General features: G+C 56.5%; 13 protein-coding genes and 4 pseudogenes. 14 read left to right on the top strand and 3 right to left on the bottom strand.

The window, feature by feature from the left end; all coding sequences use genetic code 11:
- Positions 1 to 185: 185 nt before the first annotated feature.
- On the bottom strand, positions 186 to 455 hold the full coding sequence (locus PSEBG33_RS27735) for a hypothetical protein (protein ID WP_194439062.1): 270 nt from the start codon (positions 453 to 455) through the stop codon (positions 186 to 188).
- A gap of 366 nt (positions 456 to 821) precedes the next feature.
- On the opposite strand from PSEBG33_RS27735, the pseudogene PSEBG33_RS05955 reads away from it, so the two are divergent.
- From PSEBG33_RS05955 to PSEBG33_RS27715, 4 genes and pseudogenes are all read left to right on the top strand, one after another.
- Positions 822 to 3609, top strand: a pseudogene (locus tag PSEBG33_RS05955) (DUF637 domain-containing protein); the annotation flags it as partial.
- A 587-nt stretch (positions 3610 to 4196) separates the two neighbouring features.
- Positions 4197 to 4439 (top strand): hypothetical protein, encoded by a 243-nt coding sequence (locus PSEBG33_RS27725; RefSeq protein WP_032803693.1) that lies wholly within the window; start codon positions 4197 to 4199, stop codon positions 4437 to 4439.
- A 191-nt stretch (positions 4440 to 4630) separates the two neighbouring features.
- Positions 4631 to 6016 (top strand): annotated as a pseudogene (locus PSEBG33_RS28060) (IS4 family transposase).
- A gap of 181 nt (positions 6017 to 6197) precedes the next feature.
- Positions 6198 to 6560 (top strand): hypothetical protein, encoded by a 363-nt coding sequence (locus PSEBG33_RS27715; protein ID WP_032803692.1) that lies wholly within the window; start codon positions 6198 to 6200, stop codon positions 6558 to 6560.
- Positions 6561 to 6657: 97 nt separating this feature from the next.
- Here the strand turns inward: PSEBG33_RS27715 and PSEBG33_RS29005 are convergent.
- A pseudogene (locus PSEBG33_RS29005) lies at positions 6658 to 6819 on the bottom strand (integrase core domain-containing protein); the annotation flags it as partial.
- Here PSEBG33_RS29005 and PSEBG33_RS27710 point away from each other — a divergent pair.
- The 6 genes and pseudogenes from PSEBG33_RS27710 to PSEBG33_RS05980 form a co-directional block, all read left to right on the top strand.
- Positions 6803 to 7024: pseudogene (locus PSEBG33_RS27710) on the top strand (hypothetical protein); the annotation flags it as partial. The pseudogenes PSEBG33_RS29005 and PSEBG33_RS27710 sit on opposite strands and share 17 nt — an antisense overlap.
- A gap of 69 nt (positions 7025 to 7093) precedes the next feature.
- Positions 7094 to 9697 (top strand): autotransporter outer membrane beta-barrel domain-containing protein, encoded by a 2604-nt coding sequence (locus PSEBG33_RS05960; RefSeq protein ID WP_005790872.1) that lies wholly within the window; start codon positions 7094 to 7096, stop codon positions 9695 to 9697.
- A gap of 287 nt (positions 9698 to 9984) precedes the next feature.
- The gene (locus tag PSEBG33_RS05965; RefSeq protein ID WP_005790870.1) at positions 9985 to 10725 is read left to right on the top strand and encodes an AraC family transcriptional regulator; all 741 of its coding nucleotides are present in this window, start codon (positions 9985 to 9987) and stop codon (positions 10723 to 10725) included.
- A gap of 384 nt (positions 10726 to 11109) precedes the next feature.
- Positions 11110 to 11694 carry a papain-like cysteine protease family protein gene (locus tag PSEBG33_RS05970; protein WP_005790869.1) on the top strand — a complete coding sequence of 195 codons (585 nt, stop codon included), beginning with the start codon at positions 11110 to 11112 and terminating at the stop codon, positions 11692 to 11694.
- Between the two features lie 13 nt (positions 11695 to 11707).
- Positions 11708 to 12307: a hypothetical protein gene (locus PSEBG33_RS05975; RefSeq protein ID WP_005790867.1), complete on the top strand. Its 600-nt coding sequence runs from the start codon at positions 11708 to 11710 to the stop codon at positions 12305 to 12307.
- A gap of 92 nt (positions 12308 to 12399) precedes the next feature.
- On the top strand, positions 12400 to 13278 hold the full coding sequence (locus tag PSEBG33_RS05980; RefSeq protein ID WP_005790865.1) for a PoNe immunity protein domain-containing protein: 879 nt from the start codon (positions 12400 to 12402) through the stop codon (positions 13276 to 13278).
- Between the two features lie 745 nt (positions 13279 to 14023).
- Here PSEBG33_RS05980 and PSEBG33_RS05990 read toward each other — a convergent pair.
- Positions 14024 to 15412 (bottom strand): lipid II-degrading bacteriocin, encoded by a 1389-nt coding sequence (locus PSEBG33_RS05990; protein WP_005790861.1) that lies wholly within the window; start codon positions 15410 to 15412, stop codon positions 14024 to 14026.
- Between the two features lie 1100 nt (positions 15413 to 16512).
- Between PSEBG33_RS05990 and PSEBG33_RS05995 the strand changes: the two genes are divergently transcribed.
- From PSEBG33_RS05995 to PSEBG33_RS06010, 4 genes are all read left to right on the top strand, one after another.
- A complete protein-coding gene (locus PSEBG33_RS05995) occupies positions 16513 to 17994 on the top strand; it encodes a TolC family protein (protein ID WP_005790859.1) in 1482 nt (493 codons plus the stop codon).
- Positions 17991 to 19142, top strand: a complete 1152-nt coding sequence (locus PSEBG33_RS06000) for an HlyD family secretion protein (protein WP_005790857.1) — start codon at positions 17991 to 17993, stop codon at positions 19140 to 19142. Before PSEBG33_RS05995 ends, PSEBG33_RS06000 begins: the two co-directional genes overlap by 4 nt.
- Positions 19135 to 20682: an MDR family MFS transporter gene (locus tag PSEBG33_RS06005; protein WP_005790856.1), complete on the top strand. Its 1548-nt coding sequence runs from the start codon at positions 19135 to 19137 to the stop codon at positions 20680 to 20682. Before PSEBG33_RS06000 ends, PSEBG33_RS06005 begins: the two co-directional genes overlap by 8 nt.
- A gap of 86 nt (positions 20683 to 20768) precedes the next feature.
- The gene (locus PSEBG33_RS06010; protein ID WP_005790854.1) at positions 20769 to 21230 is read left to right on the top strand and encodes an SRPBCC family protein; all 462 of its coding nucleotides are present in this window, start codon (positions 20769 to 20771) and stop codon (positions 21228 to 21230) included.
- The last annotated feature ends 106 nt before the right edge of the window (positions 21231 to 21336 follow it).

Below are 21336 nucleotides of genomic sequence, written 5' to 3'. Positions count from 1 at the left end.
ATACCGCAATGGCTAGGTATTGAAATCCCACCGGGGTCAGAGAGCAGGGCATGTACGCATGAGGGTTTTTAAGGAGCCTGGCCCGTTGTTTTCCTTGGCGTATTATTGCTCTTTAATAATTGAGTTTTTTTGCTTGGCAAGCTTGAGCTTAGTCAAGCGGGCGGTTGAAAACCGCCCTTTTTTATTTATGAATTCTGCGAACTCATTTTTCGACTAATTACATCCAACAAATCACACCCATCCCTCAGAGGGATGGCCAGCAGCAATGCAAAATCGTGAAGCACAACCGCATCACTACTAATCTGCTCCCGAAACGCCAAGTTTTCCAAAAATTGAGTCACCGCACGAATACGGTAGGCGGCTGCATCATAGAGAACATCAAGGGGAGCTTGGGTGTCGATCACCAGCGCGGGGATGGTTGAATCGTGGCCTGTCAGGGGGATGTATCGGGTCATTTTCAAACTCTCTACTTAAGTGATTGATGCCACCACTCAAACGTCGCCAAACGAATGGGTGACAGCTGTACGCAGGTTGGCGAACCGGCAGTAGAGAAAACCGGCAGACCCGAAGGTCTCCCGCGCACAGCCGTCATAAGACGACTTTGCAGGCGCGCAAGTGGCTGCAAAAAAGCCATCAGCTTGCGCATTCTCTACCGTCAGGTCGCCAAACCTGAATCGCCATGTGGGCGACCGGCGGACTATAAGCCTGCGGCATGAAAGGGTGCAAGTCGCCAAGCTGTCCTTGTAACAACTCTAAGTGGTCGTAGCGAAAAAAACCTCGACTACACCGCCGTGCAAGAACGCGGTTTCAACCTCGACAGTCAGCCCGTCAGCGGCGCAGTCAACGGCCAGGGCCCGCTGGCTCTGGACAATCGCTCCCCCTCGATCACCCGCGTGCAAGGCCTGCCAGACATTGCCCCGGTGGATAACAGCCACAAATACCTGATCGAAACCAACCCGGCGCTCACCGACCTCAAGCAGTTCATGAGCTCCGACTACCTGCTCGGGAAACTGGGTTACAACCCCGATGCCAGCTGGAAGCGCCTGGGCGACGGTCTGTACGAGCAGCGCCTGATCCGCGAAGCCGTGGTGGCCCGCACTGGCCAACGCTACATCAACGGCCTCGCCAGCGATGACCAACTGTTCCGCTACCTGATGGACAACGCCATCTCGTACAAGGATTCGCTCAACCTGCAGCTCGGCGTATCGCTGACCGCTGAACAAGTCGCGGCGCTGACCCACGACATCGTGTGGATGGAAGAAGCCGAGGTCAACGGCCAGAAAGTCCTGACCCCCGTGCTCTACCTGGCCCAGCCAACACCGCCTGGCCCCCAACGGCGCGCTGATCCAGGGCCAGGACGTGAGCTGATCACGGCGGCGACTGCACAACAGCGGCACCCTGCGTGCCACCAACAACCTGAACATGGTCGCCGGCAACATCGACAACAGCGGCCTGATGCAAGCCGGAAACCGCCTGGAAATGCTCGCCACCGACTCGATCCGCAACAGCCGTGGCGGCATCATCAATGGCCGCGACATCAGCGCCACCGCGGTGACCGGCGACATCATCAACGAACGCACCGTCACCACCTTCAAACAGGAAGGCCAGGGCTACCAACTGCGCAACGACGTGGCCAGCGAAGCCTCCCGCTTTGAAGCCACCGACACGCTCAAGCTGAACGCGGGCCGCGACGTGCTCAACCTCGGCAGCAACCTGAAAGCCGGTGGCAACGCCAGCGTGACCGCCGGGCGTGATGTGCTGATCGCCAGCCAGACCGAACAGGACGACTACGCCTACCAACGCCGCCGCATCAGCGGCACCGAGCAAACCATCCTGCAACACGCCTCCGCCGTGGACGTCGGCGGCAACCTCGCCATCGACGCCCGTCGCGACATCGCGGTAGTCGCCAGCACTGTCAGCGCGGCCAAAGACCTCAGCGTCAAAGCCGGCGAAAACCTGACCCTGGCCGCCGCCGCCAATGAAGAACACGACTACTCCAAAGGCAAAAAAGGCGGCACCAAAACCACCACCCAACTGGACAACGTCACCCAGCAAAGCGCCGAACTCAAAGCCGGCGGCGACCTGATCGCTGTCGCCGGCACCGACCTGACTTTGGTTGCCAGCAAGATCAGCGCGGGTAACGAAGCCTATGTGCACGCTGATAACGAATTGCAAATGCTGGCGGCGCAAGACAGTCATTACTCGCTGTATGACATGAGCAAGAAGGGCAGTTGGGGCAGCAAGAAGACTCAGCGTGATGAAGTGACCGATGTGAAGAATGTCGGGAGTGAGGTCAAGACTGGGGGTGATTTGACGCTGGAGAGTGGTGGGGATCAGAAGTATCAGGCGGCGAAGCTTGAGAGTGGCGGGGATATTGCGATTGTCAGTGGAGGGGCGGTTACGTTTGAGGCGGTGAAGGATCTGCACGACGAGAGCCACACCAAGAGTAAGGGCGACCTCGCCTGGACCAGTTCCAAGGGCAAGGGGAATACCGACGAGACGCTACGCCAGACGCAGATGATTGCAGAAGGCAGCGTGGTGATTAAAGCCGTCGATGGCTTGAAAATTGACATCAAGCAGATCGATCAGAATACGGTTAGCCAGACGATTGATGTGATGGTCAAAGCCGACCCGCAACTGGCCTGGCTAAAAGAGGCCGAGCAGCGTGGGGACGTGGATTGGCGCCAGGTTAAAGAACTGCACGACAGTTTCAAATACAGCAATTCAGGCTTGGGCGCCGGCGCGCAAATCATCATTGCGATCATCGTTACGTACTTCACGATGGGGGCCGCCAGCGGTGCAATTGCCGCAGCGGGTTCGGGGACATCGATGGCGAGTGCCACGGCTGTTGGGACTGCGGCCACGTCTGCCGGATGGGCCAATGCTGCGGGCAGTACCGTGCTTGCTGGCATGGCGAGTAACGGTGCGATCAGCGCCATCAATAACCGTGGAAACCTGAGCACCGTCTTAAAGGATGTCACTTCCAGCGACGCGATGAAAGGCTACGTGGTGTCCGGCGTCACTGCGGGCTTGACTGCAGGTGTCTATGACAAATGGACCGGCACTCAGACGGGCACTTCCACTGCACTCCCCAACTCAGGTGCAGTAGCCACCGTAAGTCCGTTGAGCACCTGGCAAGGCGTGGGGCAGTTCACCGCCAACCAAGTACTGCAAAACGGAACATCCCTATTGGTGGATCGGGCGCTCGGGGGCGAAGCCCGTCTTGGCGACGCGTTGCAGAATAGTTTGGCTAACGCATTTGCGGCTTATGGATTCAACCTGGTCGGGGATGTTTCCAAGAACCGGTTTGCAGAAGGTGGCATTACCAAGATTGGGCTACATGCCTTGATGGGCGGGTTAGCGGCTGAGGCTTCTGGAGGAGACTTCCGCACAGGGGCTCTGGCTGCGGGTGTGAATGAGGCATTGCTGGATAGCCTCGCCAAGAATTACGCCGACATGCCCGATGACCAGAAGAAAGGTTTGCTGGTCATGAACTCGCAGTTGCTTGGTGTGCTTGCGGCATCGGTACAGAGCAATGCTGATGCGGATAGCCTGCAAACTGGGGCGTGGGTTGCGCAGAACATGACGCAATACAATTTTCTGGAACATCTCTCACCGGGCTTAAGTGAATACGGATCAGCGGCGACTACTCTGGCAAAGGACATGCTGGAAAAAGGTGCCACTAACGACCAAATTGCTCAAGCACAGCTGAAGCTGGCCCAAGGACAAGGTTTTGAAGGGGTTCAACCGGCTAACGAGTTCGTCAAGGCTTGGGGCTATTTTATGGCCGGTGAACTCACCGGTGCGGGGCTCGCGGCTGTATTAGGTCGGCTTGTGATGGGAGGTGCAAAAGGATTGCCTTCCGCCCTGCAAAATTTCGGCGGCCGCACTTTCGATGATCTATCTGCCGCAGCTTCAAATCCTATCAATAAGGAAGGTCTGACAGAGGCTGCTAGGGCGCTCACAAAGCATGCTTCTGGCCAGCGAGCTACTGGAACGTTCCCAAAACTCACAGGTGGAATTGAAAAGCAAAATGCAACTGCACTCGGTATTATTGATGACGTTCTCAAGAATCCAAATTCAACATTCTCAAATTTGAGTCGCGGTGGGCTAGAGGTCCGGGCTCCCGATGGAAGAGGTCTGCGCTACAATAAGGATGGCTCATTTTCTGGGTTTTTGGACCCTAAGGCGAAACCATGAAACTTGAAAGTAATTCGGATTTTGAAGTTCTGGGCTTTAGTGATAGTCGCTATAAAAGGCTAACTGCGGAGATTCAATATAAAGGTGAACCTATTGCTCAAGTTAATCAGGATAAAGGGGGGGACGCTTTAGAGGTGGAGATCTTTGCTGACTTAAGTAGCGCGACTTTGAGAGTTCCATTCTCTGGTTTTTTTGAGGCGATGATTTTAGCGAAAGACTTCATTGTCGAGTCGGGGTGAAGCTAGAAGAAAAAATGGGGCAAATTTGAGCGTCACTTACTTGACAAGAAAGAGCGAAAAAAGGGGGCAGATTTGAATGGCACTTACTTAACAGCTAACCGGCTGATCTGATTACAAAAAAATAGAAAAAGGCCGCCCTTGGTCTACGGTGATAGTTGCGAACACACACCACTGGAACAAGGACAGCCCGCGTGAATCGTAGACGTCAAATCGTCAGGCATCAACAGCAGCGCATTCAGCAGCACGCCAGAAACAGCAATGCCGATGCGTTCTTTAAGCTGCTAGCCGATCCGGCGCTGCTACATCGTGCCGAGTCAGTGATGCCCAAGCATCGTCAACGCTTGTTCCCGCCGACTGAAACACTGTCGATGTTTCTGGCTCAAGCCATGAATGCCGACCGTTCTTGTCAGAAGGCCGTGAATGATTTTTCGATCAGACGTTGCTGCGATGGGCTAAGCCCCAGCAGCGTGTACACCGGCGCTTATTGCAAAGCACGGGCGCGGTTACCGGTAGAGATGGTTTCAACATTGTTGCGCTCCACGGGATCAACGATGAGTAATAACGCGTCACCATCCTGGCGCTGGATGGGGCGTCCGGTGCGCCTCGTAGATGGCACCACAGTGGCCCTGCCAGACACTGCGGCCAACCAAGCTGCCTATCCGCAGTCGCGTGGTCAGAAAGCAGGACTGGGTTTCCCCATCTGCCGTTTGGTAGGAATCATTTGCTTGGCCAGCGGTGCTGTTTTAGATGCCTCGCTGGGGCGCTTTCGAGGCAAAGGTGGCGATGAACAGACGCTACTCAGGACGATGCTCGACACTCTGAATTGAGGCGACATTGTGTTGGGCGATGCCTACTACGCAACGTACTTTCTGCTGTGCGAACTGCAACGTCGTGGGATCGATGGCGTGTTCGAGCAGTATGGCGCCAGGCGGCGCAGTACCGACTTTCGGCTCGGGCAATCGCTGGGGCCGGAAGATCATTTGGTTGAGCTGACAAAACCTGGGAATCGACCTTCCTGGATGAGCCAAACTTATTACGACGATGCGCCTGAAACACTGACAGTGCGTGAGCTGAAAACCGGCGGAAAAATCCTGGTGACCACTTTGAACTGCCCGCAGCAAGTCCCCAAAGCGGGGCTCAAATCACTATACAAAGACCGTTGGCATGTTGAGCTGGATCTGCGCAATATCAAAACAACGCTGGGGCTTGAAACGTTGAGCTGCAAGACGCCTGGCATGGCTGTAAAAGAGTTGTGGGTGTATCTGCTGGCGCATAATTTGATTCGGATGATCATGGCCAAATCAGCGCTATTAGCTGATTGCTTGCCACGCGAGCTTAGCTTTAAACATAGCCTTCAATTATTCCTTGCGATGCAGCAGTACAGCTCCGACGAACAGGACGATAGGGTGCAGGATTTACTCAAACTGATCGCCAGAAAACGTGTCGGAAACCGGCCGGGACGGATTGAACCTCGCGCCATAAAACGAAGGCCCAAGCCTTACCCGATGCTGATGCAGACGCGCTCGGCGGCAAGGGCCGAGGTCAGGAGAAATGGACACCCGAAGAAGGTTAAGTAAGTGCCATTCAAATCTGTCCCCTTTTTTCCCGCATCAGGGCACTATGAGCCCTCTGGTCGGGCTGCTCAAGCCGCAGCAGAAAATGCTTTCTCTCAAAAAGGGCTTGAAGTGGGGGGGGATATATAGAAAAAGTATGGGTGCCAGATCCTAGCAATTCAAGAAAAGGTGCCTGGGTGCCGAAATGAATGACGTCATTAAAGAGTTTGATGAACTTTGCGATATAGCTATAGCCGCTTTTGGTGAAGAGCTAGACATTTCCTACGAGATGTCTTTGTTAAATATTTTGGAGTTTGTAAAAAAACATCCTGGCTATAAAGAAGATTTTATAGATAGATTTAAATTGATCTTAATGTCTGGAAACTCGCCATTTGAAGTTGTGGCATTTTGTATGCGTGAGCTTCAGTGGCCCGAAATTAAAGAATTTGTAATTTCAAAGATGAATCCTTCCGAGGACCCTCGTAGCGAGGCCCTGCGAAGCACGTTAACGGCATATGACGAACTTTGGCCTGATGCGGATCTTTACCGTTACTATGGAGTGAATTAATTGGTGCAAAAGGAATAGCGCAAGCTTCACGGGAAGTGGAAGTCAGTTCTGGTGGTAAAGGTGCATTGTCTAGACCTGAAATAGGATTACACCTATTTCACCCTGGCGCCCGGTGCACCGCGTCGGGCGTTTTGTATTTCAAAGACAGGTGCGGACGCTCGCGGTTGTAGATCTACACTGACTCACTCACCATCTTCTTCGCCTGCATCAAATCCTGTTGTCGCTGGAGCAAAAGCTCTGTCTTCAATATCCCTTCTACCGCGAAGAATACCTTCACCCTGGAGACTGTATTCAAGGACAAGGACGGTAAAGAACTGGGCCGTGTGCGCAAGAGTGAGTCGCTGCGTACCTGGATGCAATTGTTGTTGATCGTTGCCGTACCTTTCCGCCAGGACACCCACGAGGTGGTGCAAGCTCTGACCCGCAGCACGTTGGATGAGGCGGTGCAGCGGCGCTTGTTGTAGTCGTTCGTTTTATATCTGTAATCGCCATGGGTTTGTGGCGTTGCTTTCTGTCGTACATGGAGTTTTCAAATGAAGCGAAATCCGTTCAAGCAAAAACTGTTGGCCGTAGTGGTCGGTGCAATCAGCAGCCAGGCATTGGCCGTTGAAGTGGATCTGGGTCAAGGCAAAACCTCATGGAAGGGCGAGACGTTTAACGAGTCTCTGACCTTCACCGGGAGGCTGACTGAAGCAACCAATCAAACGCCCACCCCTGAGTCTGGCACTACTGCGTTGATGGGCGTCAGTGTTTCCAATACCAGTATTCAAGGTTCGCTGATCAATCGTGCTGATATTGTGATGACCTCTGACGGACGTTCCATTCGGGCGTTTGCCGTGGACCCATTCGGTTTTGCAAACGACGGTTCAACCCCCAGTACAATTACGGGTGATCTGATTCAGGCCGGTAACATCACCATGAACAATGGGGGTTATGAAGGTTTTGAAATCGGTGATGCCGTGATCGGCGGCAGCGTCATCAACTCGGGCACGATCAAATCAACCCCCATTGTACCGGGCACCTCTGCTGTCAATGGCACGTTTGGCGGCGAGGGCATGTTCCTGCATAACACCCAAGTGGCAGGCGACGTCGCTAACACGGGCGTGATCGAGATGGTGGGGGATGATGTGGTGGGTCTGGCGGTGGATGGCCCGCAAGCGTACCCGATCAATATCGGCGGAAAAATCATCAACTCCGGTACCATCACTGCAACGGGCCAGCGCGCCTGGGGCATAGAAGTTGAAACCACCACGAGCCCGCTGCGCATTGAAAACAGTGGCTTGCTGTCTGTGAACGGCGCAGATGCTTCCGGTATTGTTTTTTATGCAGGCACCGTCGACTCGATCCTCAACACCGGCACCCTCGAAGCCAAAGGTACAAACGCCAAAACGATCGATCTCCTGGGCGCCACCTTCACCCAAAACAGCCCCACCGGCTCCCGCGGCATCATCAACCGCGGCACGATCACTGCCGATGGCACGGCGATTTCCGTCGACGCAGCCGAGCAAACCTCCACCTTCGAAATCAACCAGCAATCCGGTGAAATCCGCAGCAATTCCGGCATTGCTATCGACGCAGCCAACCGCGCCACCCTGAACTGGACCGGCGGCAAAATCGTCGGTGATGTGCTCAACGTCAACGCGATCAACATCGCCGGCCAGGCTGACTTTTCCGGCAGCCGCATCATCGCGCCGGTGTCGATCAACTCGGGTTCTCTGAACCTGTCGGCCCCTGGCACGGCGCTCACCGGTGACCTCAACGTCGCCAGCGGTGCAGGCATTGATATGCGTCTGGCCAACAGCGTGGTACCAACCACGCCATACCTGACGGTCAACGGTGCGGCGAATTTCGCCCAGGCATCAAAAGTGACCTTGAGCGCCACCCCTGGCGATTTCACTGCCGTGCCGAGCGGCACCGAGTACACCTTGCTGCAAGCCAGCAGTGTGCAGAACAACGGTCTGTCGGTTGCCAGCACTTCGTCGTTGCTGGACGTGCTCAGTTACTCGGCCGATGCACAAACGGTCAAGGCCGTGGTGGGCTTGAAGAGCAATCAGCAGGTGCAAGAGGAGCTGACTAGCGCGGGCGCCACTGACCCTGTCGTGACTGTGGTCAACGAAGCAAAAAATGACGTGCTCGGGCAGTTGGCAACGGATGATCCGGTGTTCCAGGCCCTGGCCAACGCGGGCACGGCGCAGCAGTTGGCGCAGGTGGGCGAGCAACTCAAGCCGGACGTCAACCGTGGTGCGCTGGACGTGGCCTTGTCGGGCCAGACGGTGATCAATGGCGCGATCCTCAATCGCCTCTCGGGCCAGCGTGATAATCGCGAAGCCGTGGGTGTGTGGTTGCAAGGCTTGAGCAGCAACATGGATCAGGATGGCCGTAGCGGCGACAACGGTTATTCGGCCAACAGCAGCGGTATGGCGGTGGGTGTGGATGGTCGGTTGAACGACAGCACCACGGTGGGTGTGGCTTACAGCTACCTCAATTCCAACATCCATTCGGACCTGGGTACCAAGACCGACGTGCAGGGCCATGCGCTGTCGTTGTACGGCAACTGGTCGCTGCAGAACTGGTTTGTCGACGGCAGCCTGAGCTACGGCCATAACGACAATGACAGCAAGCGTCGTGTGGCGGGTACTACCGCCAAGGGCAGCTACGACAGCAATGTGTTGTCGGCCAGCGTATTGGGCGGCTACAGCTTCAAGCTGTCGGATGCTGCCGTGATAGAGCCGCGAGTGGCGGCACGTTATTCCAACGTGCGCATGGACAGCTTCACCGAGAAGGGCTCTTCGGCGGCACTGAGCACCGGCTCGCAACGCTATGAAGTGGGCGAGTTGGGCGCGGGTGTGCGCTTGGCCGGCAACTTCCCGTTGGCCACTGGCAGCCTGCAACCGGAAGCCACATTGATGGCCTACCACGACCTGATGGGCGACCGCGTGGCGCAAACCTCCAGTTTTGTGCTGGGCGGTTCGGCGTTTACCGTCACGGGCGCTTCGGTCGCACGTGACAGTTACGAGGCCAGCCTGGGCCTGAATTATCAGGTGTCGGCGCTGACGGTGGGCGCCAACTATACCCGCCAGGCGCGTAGCGGGTTTGATGCTGATGGGGTGATGGTCAAGGCGCGTTACGCGTTTTAGGGTTCAACCCGAACAGGGGCTCTTTGCGAGCCCCTGTTATCCCCAAAAGCAATAATCTTTTTTTCTTGAAATTTGCTCGCCGATATTTTGGTTTTTTAATTTTTACTCGACGTTTTTTCACAGTCCCCACCCTAATACGCAATTTCCCGCACCCTTTCTTTGTTTAGTATTGGACCCAGTGGCTACTGAGTCCCAATGGGTCACTCTGTTCAAAAAAAGGAGAAGCGACATGATGCCCAAGGATCCTTCCAACAGTGGCCGGCCTGACCTGCTCGCGGCTTGCTGAAATGAACGTGCATACCCCATTGGCGGCCCTCGCCGGTAACTATCTTCACGGCGACATTGTGGCTGCTCACCGACATGACGAGGGTCAGTTGGTCTATGCCATCAACGGTGTGATGCTGGTGTCGGTGCAGCAGACAACCTGGGTGCTGCCTTCCGGGCACGCGCTGTGGGTGCCCCCGGCGATGGAGCATCAGATCCGCATGACCGGCGAGGTGCGTATGCGCACTTTGTTGATCTCGCCGGGGGCGCATCGCGGCTTGACGCATGAGTGTCAGGTCATAAGGGTTTCGCCGTTGTTGCGCGAGCTGATTGTTGCCGCGGGCGATGAGCCTGACAATGAGCCGGCGTTGCTGCGCCATCTACAGATTGTCGATCTGATTTTCTCCGAGCTCGACCGGGCGCAGCGGGTGCTGGCGCATGTGCCGATTCCGGATGAGCCGCGGCTCAAGGCGCTATGTGCCGACTTTATCGACAACCCTTCCCAGGAATCGAAACTGGAGAATTGGGCGGCGCAACTCAATATGAGTTCACGCACCCTGGCTCGGTTGTTCCAGAAAGAACTGGGCATGAGTTATGGCGAATGGCGCAAGCGCACGCGCTTGTTGCTCAGCATGCAGCGGCTGGCCAGTGGCGTGTCGATCCTGGAAGTGGCGTTGGAGCATGGCTATCAGAGCCCGAGTGCGTTTACTGCAATGTTCAAACGCACCATGGGTTACACCCCGAGTAACTGTCGATTGGTGTGATTTGATTTGGCGATAGGCTTCCCTGTCAGCCTCGGTCCAAATGTGGGAGGGGGGCTTGCCCCGATGGCGGTGCGTCAGTTACAGATTTGCTGACTGATACTCCCTCATCGGGGCATAGGTATCTACACAACTTCGGTACGACGCTAAACCTGTGGCGAGGGATTTTTGAGGTTCACTCCGCCAGACAAACCACAGGCATTTGTCAAAAAAAAATGCACCAATGCATTAATGAGTTTGCGTATATGCATATGCGCGTCTAGGGTTACCTCGAGCCAGATCGCAACGCCCCCATCAAATATGGGCCACCTTGAACGTCGAAAGCTCAGCAACACCGCTACGCGCTTACCAGCAGGACGCTGGTTTTCATTCATGGAGGATTGAAAAATGTTATCCACTGAAACAACCCGACTCACCGGCGACACACCGCCCAATTGCCTGGTCGGCCATCTGCTCGATCCGCAACTGGTCGAAGTCAAAGCGGCTGCACAGCCCCAAGCAATGGCTGCCGCCAGTCTCAATTTCAGCATGCAGAGACAAACCCAGAGCAATTGGTGCTGGGCGGCGCTCTCTGCCTCGGTCGGCAACTACTATGGCACCGGGTCCTGGACCCAGTGCGGTGTAGCCAGCAGCGAGCTTGACCGCAACTGCTGCAACCAACCTGGACCGTGCAACGTCTACGGCTATCTGGATTCCGCCTTACGAACCACGCGCAGCTACAACGGCATGAATCAAGGCTCGTTGCAGATGTCGGCCATCCAGAACCAGATTAACAGGGGCCGCCCCATCGGTTTGCGTTGTGCCTGGTACGGTGGCGGTGCGCACTTTTTGGTGATCTATGGGACCAACGGCAACTACTTGTTGATCGCAGATTCGATCTACGGTTACTCGACCCGTGCGTTGAACGCGTTCCCCGGTTCGTACAACGGCGGCGGCAATTGGACCAACACTTACTTCACCGTAAAAAACTGAGGAGGGCTGCATCATGCAACTGATTTATCCAAAGGCGCCCTCAAACGGCGTACAGACACTGCGTCCGGCGTTGCAAGCCGCGCTGCAAACCCAGGGCCTGGGGCGCAATCACTCATTCGCGGCCGCCGCACCGGGCAACATCAGGCTGAGCGAAGCCTATCGTGGCTACTCGCTCACCCTCGAGGATTTGACTCACGGTAAAGGTCTGAAAGACGCTGAGGTCGGCGATTGGCATTACTTGGTGTTTGCCGATGGCGTGACGATTGCGGATGCGCAATTGGCCGACGTAGGCGGGCATGTCGAGTTCGCCTCGCTCAACCACGGGCCCCTGGCCGCGGCGACGGTGGATGCGCTGAAAATGGCGGAACAGTCCCCGCAATTGCAAGGTAAAACCGTTGAGCTGCGAGTGCTGTTCATCTCGGCATTGCACGTTGTGGCAATCTGGCTGCACGCAGACAGCGAAGATGTGCTGATCCCGATTGAGCCGACCCCCAAGGAACTGGCGGTCACTCAGTTGTACAGTGAGGCGGCGCTGCTCATGCTGCTCAAACCGGCGGCTGATCAGGCCCGCAAGCGCTTCGAGGCGGACACCAGTGGACTGTTGGGCAGTTGATCAACTCTTAGGTAATCACCGGACACTGTCCGGGTTTGCCTTGTAAATAAAGGCGCCGCCTGTAAAAAGGCGGCGTTGAATGGAGTTTTTCCATGATTCGTGCACCTTGGGGAAGTAAGCAGTATTGGGATGATCGTGAGGCAAAAGATCTGCAATGGATTGAGCGTGCCGGCAAGATTCTGTCGGAGCCTTCGGCTAATCCCGTATATAGAGCGCAATTTACGTTTGACTTTGCCAAAGATAATTTGCGCGCGGCTATACGGGGCTACTCGAGTGGTGGAAATATTACGACGATTGCAACATTCTTCCCCGGCGTTCTGGATGCATGGGAAATTTCCAACCGAGAGTCCGACAAAATATGCGCTGAAAATGATCTTAAGACTTGCCGAGACTGGACCTTCGAACTGACCGATTTAAACCATTACATCTATTGTTTCTGGCTGGTGGGGCTAGCGCTTGCTCTGGAAATTCCCGATGAGCAGTGGCTTCGATTGGTTGCGTTAATAGGTGATGGGGGGCAGGACATTCTGCTGGATCGGATCATTGCGTACCGCCAACCAGAGCGGGAAATTGGGGAGAAGCTGCTACACGCCAAGCCATATGCGAGACTGCTCAAGGCAATTGATGCGCAACAGGCGCAGCAAGCAACTCTACTGCTGGCGTTCGTGGAGCATTGGTATCCAGAGCTGAACAGGCGCGGTAAACAGCAACCGTGGTGGTACATTTATGGTGATCCGGTAATGCACCCACTTGAGATGGGAAGCTACTTCGGCCGCTGGTGTTTTGAGGCGGTCGCCGCCGTGAAAGTATTTGGGCTTGAGGACAGCGATTGCATTGGGCATGAGCACTATCCGGGTGATTTGCTACATCCCAATGAGAAAGTGATACCAACACCTGATTCAAGTGCCGAGTCTGGGTGGTGGGGGCGGTTGCTGGGGCTGAAAAGCCGTAAAGACAGCAAAGGGCACTAGTATTGGTGTGGCAGTGGGAGAAGGGGATATGGTCTCCAATCCGAAATAGGCTTACACCTGTTTCGGGACTAAATATCCTTTTATCCGTCATCTTGCTATATGGCGTGAAGCTAGTGCTGTTTATTCTTTTTTATTAAAAGTCTCGGTATGTATAATAAGGAGAAGTATGAAATCAAGGTAATAAAGTAAATAATAAATAGCACGCCCGAAGAGAATATTGCATATGTGAATATGTGTGTGCCAAACAATCGCCATTTCAAGTTGTGAGTCGCCAGATCATGCGGGTAAAAATAGCTCACGGATATGATCATATAGATAAAGCTCGATAAAACTATCAGGCCGAACAGATATTTGCTGATGGTCATGTTTGCATATTGATCGGCATCGATGATCATCCCCTTGCGGACCTTCAAGAAAAAGATCACCGCAAATATCGGTCCGAACAAGCCAATGTAGTTTGTTATGACTGTGGAGCTGAAAGGGAAGTTAGACGACCAAAACCCTACCACGCCGAGCAGGTAGGTGTTTATGAAGCTTTCAATATTTGTATAGGGCGCGGATGTGGCCTTTGCAGGAAATAAAAAAGCTATGAAAAATATAGGTGCCATGGTCATTGCAATGAATAAATAGGGCAGAGGTATGCACTGTTTGATTGACTTGTTCATTGCTCGGAAATCCTGTTGTACGATTTTTAATCCTAACACGCTGGGCCCGGACAAGACTCGGCTCGCCCGGACCCTTTGTTTTAGTTAAGAATCAGGTTGTTGATCTCATCGACTTTGGCTGCATCAAAATAGGCAGCGGTGGCTGCCATCATCAAGGCCACCACGACGACTCCAGCGGCAGCCGACGCAAAAACAGGAAAGAAGAACGCCATGCTGGTGGCGAGCAAAATTCCAGCACCTGTGCCGACTGCCATCGCTTCAAGTTCAAGCATCAGAGGCTTCCAGTCGCCGGTTTGAAAACCGGAAACGGTTTTCTCGCGGATGGCTTCTGCTTGTACGACTTTACCGACCACACCGAATGCTTTGCCCAAACGGGTGATGTTATCCGCAAAGCTCGCCTTATCCAGTGCATTCAGCGCATCAACCACTGCTTGGGTGTCCAACGCATTCAGTTTCATAGCGGGGTTAGCGCTGATTTTCTCAAAGGTCGCCATTGCTTCCGCATAACTTCTGACTTTCTTGCCAGCGATCTCAGCCTGCATGTCTTGGGCGACTTTGCTCAAGTTGGCACCATATTTTTGAAGCATTTGTTCGTTGGCGGTCGATACGAAGCTGACAGCGTCTGTATAGGCAGCCTTTTCATCGGGTGTGAGCTCTTTGGTAACGGTAACTGCGGTTTCGCCTTTGATCACGACCTCAAAGGGCATAGCGCCATGAGCGTCAAATACGCTTTGAAGCGTATTTGCAGCCGCTTCGCCGATGGCCGCTTTGAAACCGGCAGGCATCGAATCGTAGGTGTGGTTGGCGGCGGATACAGAGCCGTTAAATTGATAACTACCGTCTTGACCCTTATTGAGGGTGCCTTGCAAGGTCAGGGAAAGATTGTCTATCCACGTTGCAAGCTGCCAGGACGTGGCGTCTGGCGTAAAAGGAATATTGCCAATGGAAATCGGCGACGTTCCAATTGGCGCTGAGGCTAGAACATCATTGAACACAGCGCTTGAGATGCTCGGTGAGTTCAGCCCGAATAGGTTGATTGAGGTTTCGGTTGGAGTACCTTTGCCGTAAAGAAAGTGCCCAACGGCCGCGACCGGAGTCAGGTCACCGCCCGAGAGGCCTGGAGAGGAGGTTACGCCACCTGATTGGAAATATTGCTGGGCGTAATTCAGACCATGGCCAGAAGTCAGGCCCGGATTAAAGTAAAGATAGCTATCTGCAAACGGCACCGATTGCAAATCATGGACGATCCCTGGCGCTGGCCCCCCTGTCATTCCCCAGGTGACCTGTTCGTTGGCGATTTTGATTAGCATCTCGCGCCACAACCCCTGGCGATAATAAGCAAAGCGCTCCAGCATCTGCCCTTGGAACACAACTGCCGGGTTCGGCGCGGGAAACGGCAGGCCTCCAGGATTTGCCGGGTAACCGGGCTCGGTGGCAGTGACGACGATGGGTGGAAGAACGATAGTCATGAGTCGATATCCTTATCGATATATATTTCGGTCAATTGTTGGGAATTACCCCTCTGGCTCGGCCTCGCCGCGCTGCTCGTCGGTAGCGATGAATCGGCATAAGATGAGGCCTACTGATACTGTGTATTCATACAGTGAAGTTTTCAAGGAAAAATATGCATTTGTGCATTTTTTCTGATGTGCGGGTTATTTGCGCACTCAAGACGCGCCGAACGCTCCTGGCGGTCTGCCCTAAAAAGGAGAAACGATATGATGCCCACAACCTCTTCCTGCAATTGCCGACATAGCTCGCTTCCCCCAAGACGAGCAAACCCCGCGATGGCCTGCTACAGCGCCATGCCAGGAGTTGTGTAGAGACCTATGCCCCGATGGCGTTGGGGCAGTTACAGATTTGCTAACTGACACTCCCTTATCGGGGCATAGGTCTCTACACAACTTTGGCATGGCCCTGAACCTGTGGCGAGGGAGCTTGCTCCCGTGGCGGCCTGACAGCCACCGACTATCTAAATGATGCGACGCGATCCAAATGTGGGAGCTGGCTTGCCTGCGAAGGCGGCCTGACAGCCGACCAGGATGTTGGATCAGACCGAGTACATATCCGTTGCTGCGGTAACGGCCGCTTATGGTTTCGCTCTTACAGCGACTCACTTTTGGAGACGCCCAAAAGTAAGCAAAAGGCCTTCGCCCCACCACTCGGCACCTCGCTCAGGCTCGGTGTGCCCGTAATCCGACAGGGATTTGGGGGGCCGCCGCCACGCGCCATCCATGGCGCGGGGCGGCTAAACCGGCATCCCTGCCGGTTTACCCCCCAAATCCCTGTCGAATTCCGGCCAGCGTGGTTTGACGGGGCGCCTGAGATCAAAAGCAGATCAAGATCAAGAGCGGCTCGCTTCGCATCGTGGTTACTGATGGTTGCTACGTCAGAGTTGTGTAGATACCCATGCTTATCGGGGGCAAGCCCCCTCCCACATTTGGATCGAGTACTGCCAAGCCACCTCGCACCTTGTCCCAATCAAAACGATGGTTGTCCAGAACTCGGGAGATGCGCACCCCGCTGCGCTTTTACCCTGCGTCTCTACTTGGCCTTCTGGATTTACTCGATGGGTTCGCCTTCTTTTTCCCCACGGCATGGCCGTCTCTCGCTGCTCGGCGTGGCGGTGGCGTTGTTGGCGGGTTGTTCATCCTGGGTCGCGCATACGCCGGCACAGCCACATCCCGAACGAATCAATGCCCTGAGCCATCTGCCGCAAGGTGTTTCGGCCCAGGCATTACCCGAGCGCTGGTGGCAGTTGTACAACGATCCACAGCTCGATGGGCTGGTGCAGCAGGCATTGCTGCACAACCGTGACCTGGTAGCGGCCCAGGCCCATGTGCAGGCGATGCTGGCCGGGATCATGCAGGCTGATGCCGAGCGCTGGCCGTCCACCCAAGCGTCATTGGGTGCCGCTTACGGCAAGACCGCCGATGACCAGACCCTGGCCAAGGCCACCGATAGCCATGCACCGTCGGAATGGGCGTTCAACCCAGGCATGGAATTGGCGTATCAAGTGGATGTGTGGGGCCAGGTCCAGCGCACGATCGAACGAGCCCAGGTGCAAGCCGCGGCGGCGCAGGACGCCGAAGACCTGTTGCGCATCACGGTCGTGGCGCAAACCACCCGCGCCTATGTGAATGCTTGTGCCCTCGGTGTTCGTGCCAAGGTCCAGCGTCATTCGTTGGACGTGGTCGGGCGCAGCCTGGCGTTGATTGATCGCCAGCGCCAGGCCGGTGTGGTGACGGACCTTGAATACACGCGTATGCAAGCCTTGCAGGGCGAAACCCAAGCCTTGCTGCCGATGCTGGAGGCGCGTCGACAGGCTGCGCTGTACGAACTGGCAATGCTGACCGGCGTGGCTGATTTGGAGCAAGGCGCTGGCGCTGCGAGCTGTGAGGTGGTTCCACACCTCAATGCCGAACTGCCGGTGGGCGATGGCTGGCAATTATTGGCGCGCCGCCCCGACATCCGTCAGGCCGAGAGAGCGTTGCAGGCGGCCACGCTGCAAGTGGATATCGTCCAGGCCGACCTGTACCCCAAGGTCACCTTCGGCGCTTCAGTGTCTTCCTCAGCCAACAAATTCCATGAGCTGGGCGATAGCAGCGCGGTGATGTTCGGCATTGGCCCGCTGATCACCTGGCAGTTCCCCAATTGGCGCGCCAACCGCGCGCGGGTCAAGCAGGCCCGGGCGCTTGAGCAGGTAGAGGTGGCGCAATTCGAGGCCAGCGTGCTCAAGGCCCTCAAGGAGGTGCGCCAGGCCCTGGCGTTATACGACGGCGAACGCCAGCGCCACGCGGCCTTGAGCCAGGCACTGGACAGCAGCCGCCACGCCTACAGGTTGGCCCAATTCAACTACGCCGCCGGGTCTATCGACTTTCTGGACGTGCTGGACAGCGAGCGTGAACTGATCCGCTTGCAGGCCACTCGCGCCGACGCCGACGGCCAGTTGCTGCAACGCCAGATCAGCCTGTTTCGGGCGCTTGGCGGTGGTTGGCAGCCTTCAGCGCCCACCCACGCTCACACCACTTTTTCCGGTACCCAGCCATGAATATCGCCGTTGATGAAAAAACTGCTGTCCAGGATGAACAGGCGCATACGCGCAAGCAACGTCGCAAAAGGCATCTGCTCTTGCTGGGCGGCGCCGCGCTGTTGATCGCTGCGGTGGTGTTCGGCGTGTACTGGATGACGGTCGGCCGCTACCTGGAACAGACCGATGATGCCTATGTGCGGGCCGACTGGATTCCCATCAGCCCGAAGGTCTCAGGCTATGTGGCCGAGGTGGTGGTGGAGGACGATCAGCCCGTCAAGGCCGGGGACGTGCTGGTGCGCATCGAGGACCGTGACTACCAGGCGCGCTTGGCACAGGCCCGCGCACAACTGGCCGAAACCCAAGCCTCGGTGGCGGCGCAAGAGGCCAACCTGCACGTCACCGACAGCCTGATCGCCCAGCAGAAGGCCGGCGTTGCCCAGGCTGAGGCTCACGCCCGCAGTGTGGCCGCAGAATTGCGCCGCGCAAGCCTCGACCAGCGCCGCTACGAAGGGTTGGTGCGCGACCACGCCGCCAGCGCCCAGCGTCTGGAAACAGCCGCCGCCAGTTACACCCAGGCCAATGCCGCGGTGGAAATTGCCAAGGCCATGCAACGCCAACAGGAAACCCGCTTGACCGTGGCCGTCACCCGACGCCAATTGGCCCAAGCCTCGCTCCAGCAACAGATAGCACGGCGCAGCCAGGCCGAGGCGCAGTTGAACCTGGCGGCTCATGCCTTGGAGGACACCTTGATCCGCTCGCCCATCGACGGCGTGGTAGGGCAGCGCAAAGTGCGCACCCGCCAGTACGTCGCGCCAGGCTTGCCGCTGCTGGCAGTGGTGCCCTTGCAGCAGGCCTACGTGGTGGCCAACTACAAGGAAACCCAATTGCGTGACATGCGCGCCGGCCAACCCGTGGACATCAGCATCGACAGCTATTCAGGACGCAAGCTCAAAGGCCATGTGGTGAGTTTCTCGCCAGCTTCCGGGGCGGTGTTCGCACTGTTGCCGTCGGACAACGCCACCGGCAACTTCACCAAGATCGTGCAGCGCTTTCCAGTGAAGATCGTCATTGATGAGCATGACGAGGGCGGGCCAGTTTTGCCGGGCATGTCGGTGATCACCACGGTGGACACCCGCCCAGATGAGCAGGGCGCTGCACATGACTGAAGCCGCTGAAAAGAACGTCTCCTTTCGCGCCTGGGTGGCGGTAATCGGCGGGCTGTTCGGTTGTTTCATGGCCGGCATGAACGTGCACGTGACCAGCGCCGCGCTGCCGGAGATCGAGGGTTCCCTGGGGGCGACGTTCGAGGAAGGCTCGTGGATCTCCACCGCCTACCTGGTCGCGGAGATCGTGATGATCCCGCTCACCGCGTGGCTGGTGCAGGTGTTCTCCCTGCGCCGGGTGATGCTCGTCGGCTCGTTTGTGTTCCTGGTGGCGTCGATTGCCTGTTCCTGGGCGCCCAACCTTGCGGTGATGATCATCATTCGGGTGATCCAGGGCGCGGCCGGCGCCGTGCTGATCCCGTTGTCATTCCAGTTGATCATCACCGAGCTGCCGCCCGGCAAGATCGCAATGGGCATGGCCCTGTTCGCCCTGTCCAACAGCGTCGCCCAAGCCGCCGGGCCGTCCATTGGCGGCTGGCTGACCGATGCCTATTCCTGGCGCTGGATCTTCTACTTGCAACTGGCTCCCGGCATTCTTTTGCTGCTGGCGGTGGCGTGGTCCATCGATGCCAAACCCATGCAGTTGAGCCTGCTCAAGCGCGGCGACTGGAGCGGCATCATCGCCATGATCGTCGGCCTGGGGGGCTTGCAGATTGTGCTGGAAGAGGGCGGGCGCAAGGATTGGTTCGGCTCCGATTTCATCGTGTGGATGTCGCTGGTCGCAGGCGTTGCCCTGGTGTATTTCGTACTGTCGCAGCTGTATGGCACCCGCGCTTTTATCAACCTGCGCCTGCTCAAAAGCTACAACTTCGGAGTGGCCAGCGCGGCGATGTTCATCTTCGGCGGGGCCACGTTCGGCCTGGTATTCCTGGTGCCCAATTACCTCTCCCAGTTGCAGGGTTACAACGCTCGGGAGATTGGTATCAGCCTGATCGCCTACGGCATGGTGCAACTGGTACTGGCGCCGTTTATGCCGCGCCTGATGAAGTGGCTCAATCCGAAACTGATGGTCGCCAGTGGCTTTTTCATCATGGCGCTGGGGTGTTATCTGGGGGCGCATCTGGATGTGGATAGCGCCGCTAACGTGATCATTCCTTCCACGGTGGTGCGCGGTATCGGACAGCCGCTGATCATGGTGGCGCTGTCGGTACTGGCGGTGTCCGGGCTGGCCAAAGACGAAGCCGGCTCTGCCTCGGCGTTGTTCTCCATGCTGCGTAACCTTGGCGGTGCCGTGGGTACGGCGGGCCTGACGCAGATCGTCGCCCTGCGCGAACGCTTTCACTCCGAGCGGGTAGGGGAGTCGATCACACTGTTTTCCCCGTCCTTGCAGGAACGCCTGCGCGCCAGCATGGCTGACAGCGAGGGCTTTATCTTCAACCAACTGTTGCCCGCTCAACAGCAGGTTATCGAGGGCTTGATCCACATCGTGCGTCGCGAGGCGTACCTGATGGCCTATAGCGATGCGTTCTATGTGTCCTGTATCGCGTTGATCTTGTGTGGTGTCGCGGCCTTGGCATTACGGCAGTCAGCCAAGAACGCTTAACCACGCCAAGGAGGTGTTGAACTTGTACAGCCCACTGCGTTTGGTTGGAGCCCACTATCCGCCCCCCGGAAAAGAGGAGCTCTCTCATGCAACAACCCGATACCCTGGTCCGTAACCCGCTCGGCAATCCTGTAGTCGCCCGCGTCACCGTGAATGGCGATGCGCGCAGCGTGTGGAGTATCGTCGGAGATTTTGCGGGGTTCGCGAAATTCATTCCGGCGTTGTCCCATATCGAAATGACGGGCGAGGGCGTGCGTTCGGTCCGCAAGAAACTGTTCAAGGACGGCAACGTGGTGATTGAGCAACTCAACACCCGTGACGACCAAGCCATGACGATGACCTGGTCACTGATTTACACCTCACTGAATATCGGCAACCTGTGGGCGCTGATGGAAGTGGCGCCGCAAGGCCCGAACCAGAGCCTGGTGACCTGGACCATCATTGGCCAGCCCTGCACTGGCGGCAAGGAGGATATGCCGGCGTTCGAAGCGTTCCTGCAAGGCTTTGCCGATGATGCGATGAAGAACCTGCAGGCGCTGTTCAACTGACATAGAACGAGCAGGCAGTGGCTGATTCCGTGGCGAGGGAGCTTGCTCCCGTTGGGGCGCGAAGCGGCCCTGAGAATAGGACTGCTGCGCAGTCCAGCGGGAGCAA

Source organism: Pseudomonas synxantha BG33R (assembly GCF_000263715.2).
Taxonomy (GTDB): Bacteria; Pseudomonadota; Gammaproteobacteria; order Pseudomonadales; family Pseudomonadaceae; genus Aquipseudomonas; species Aquipseudomonas synxantha_A.
Note: the sequence above shows the minus strand (reverse complement) of the source record. Positions and strands in the feature narration are given on the sequence as shown.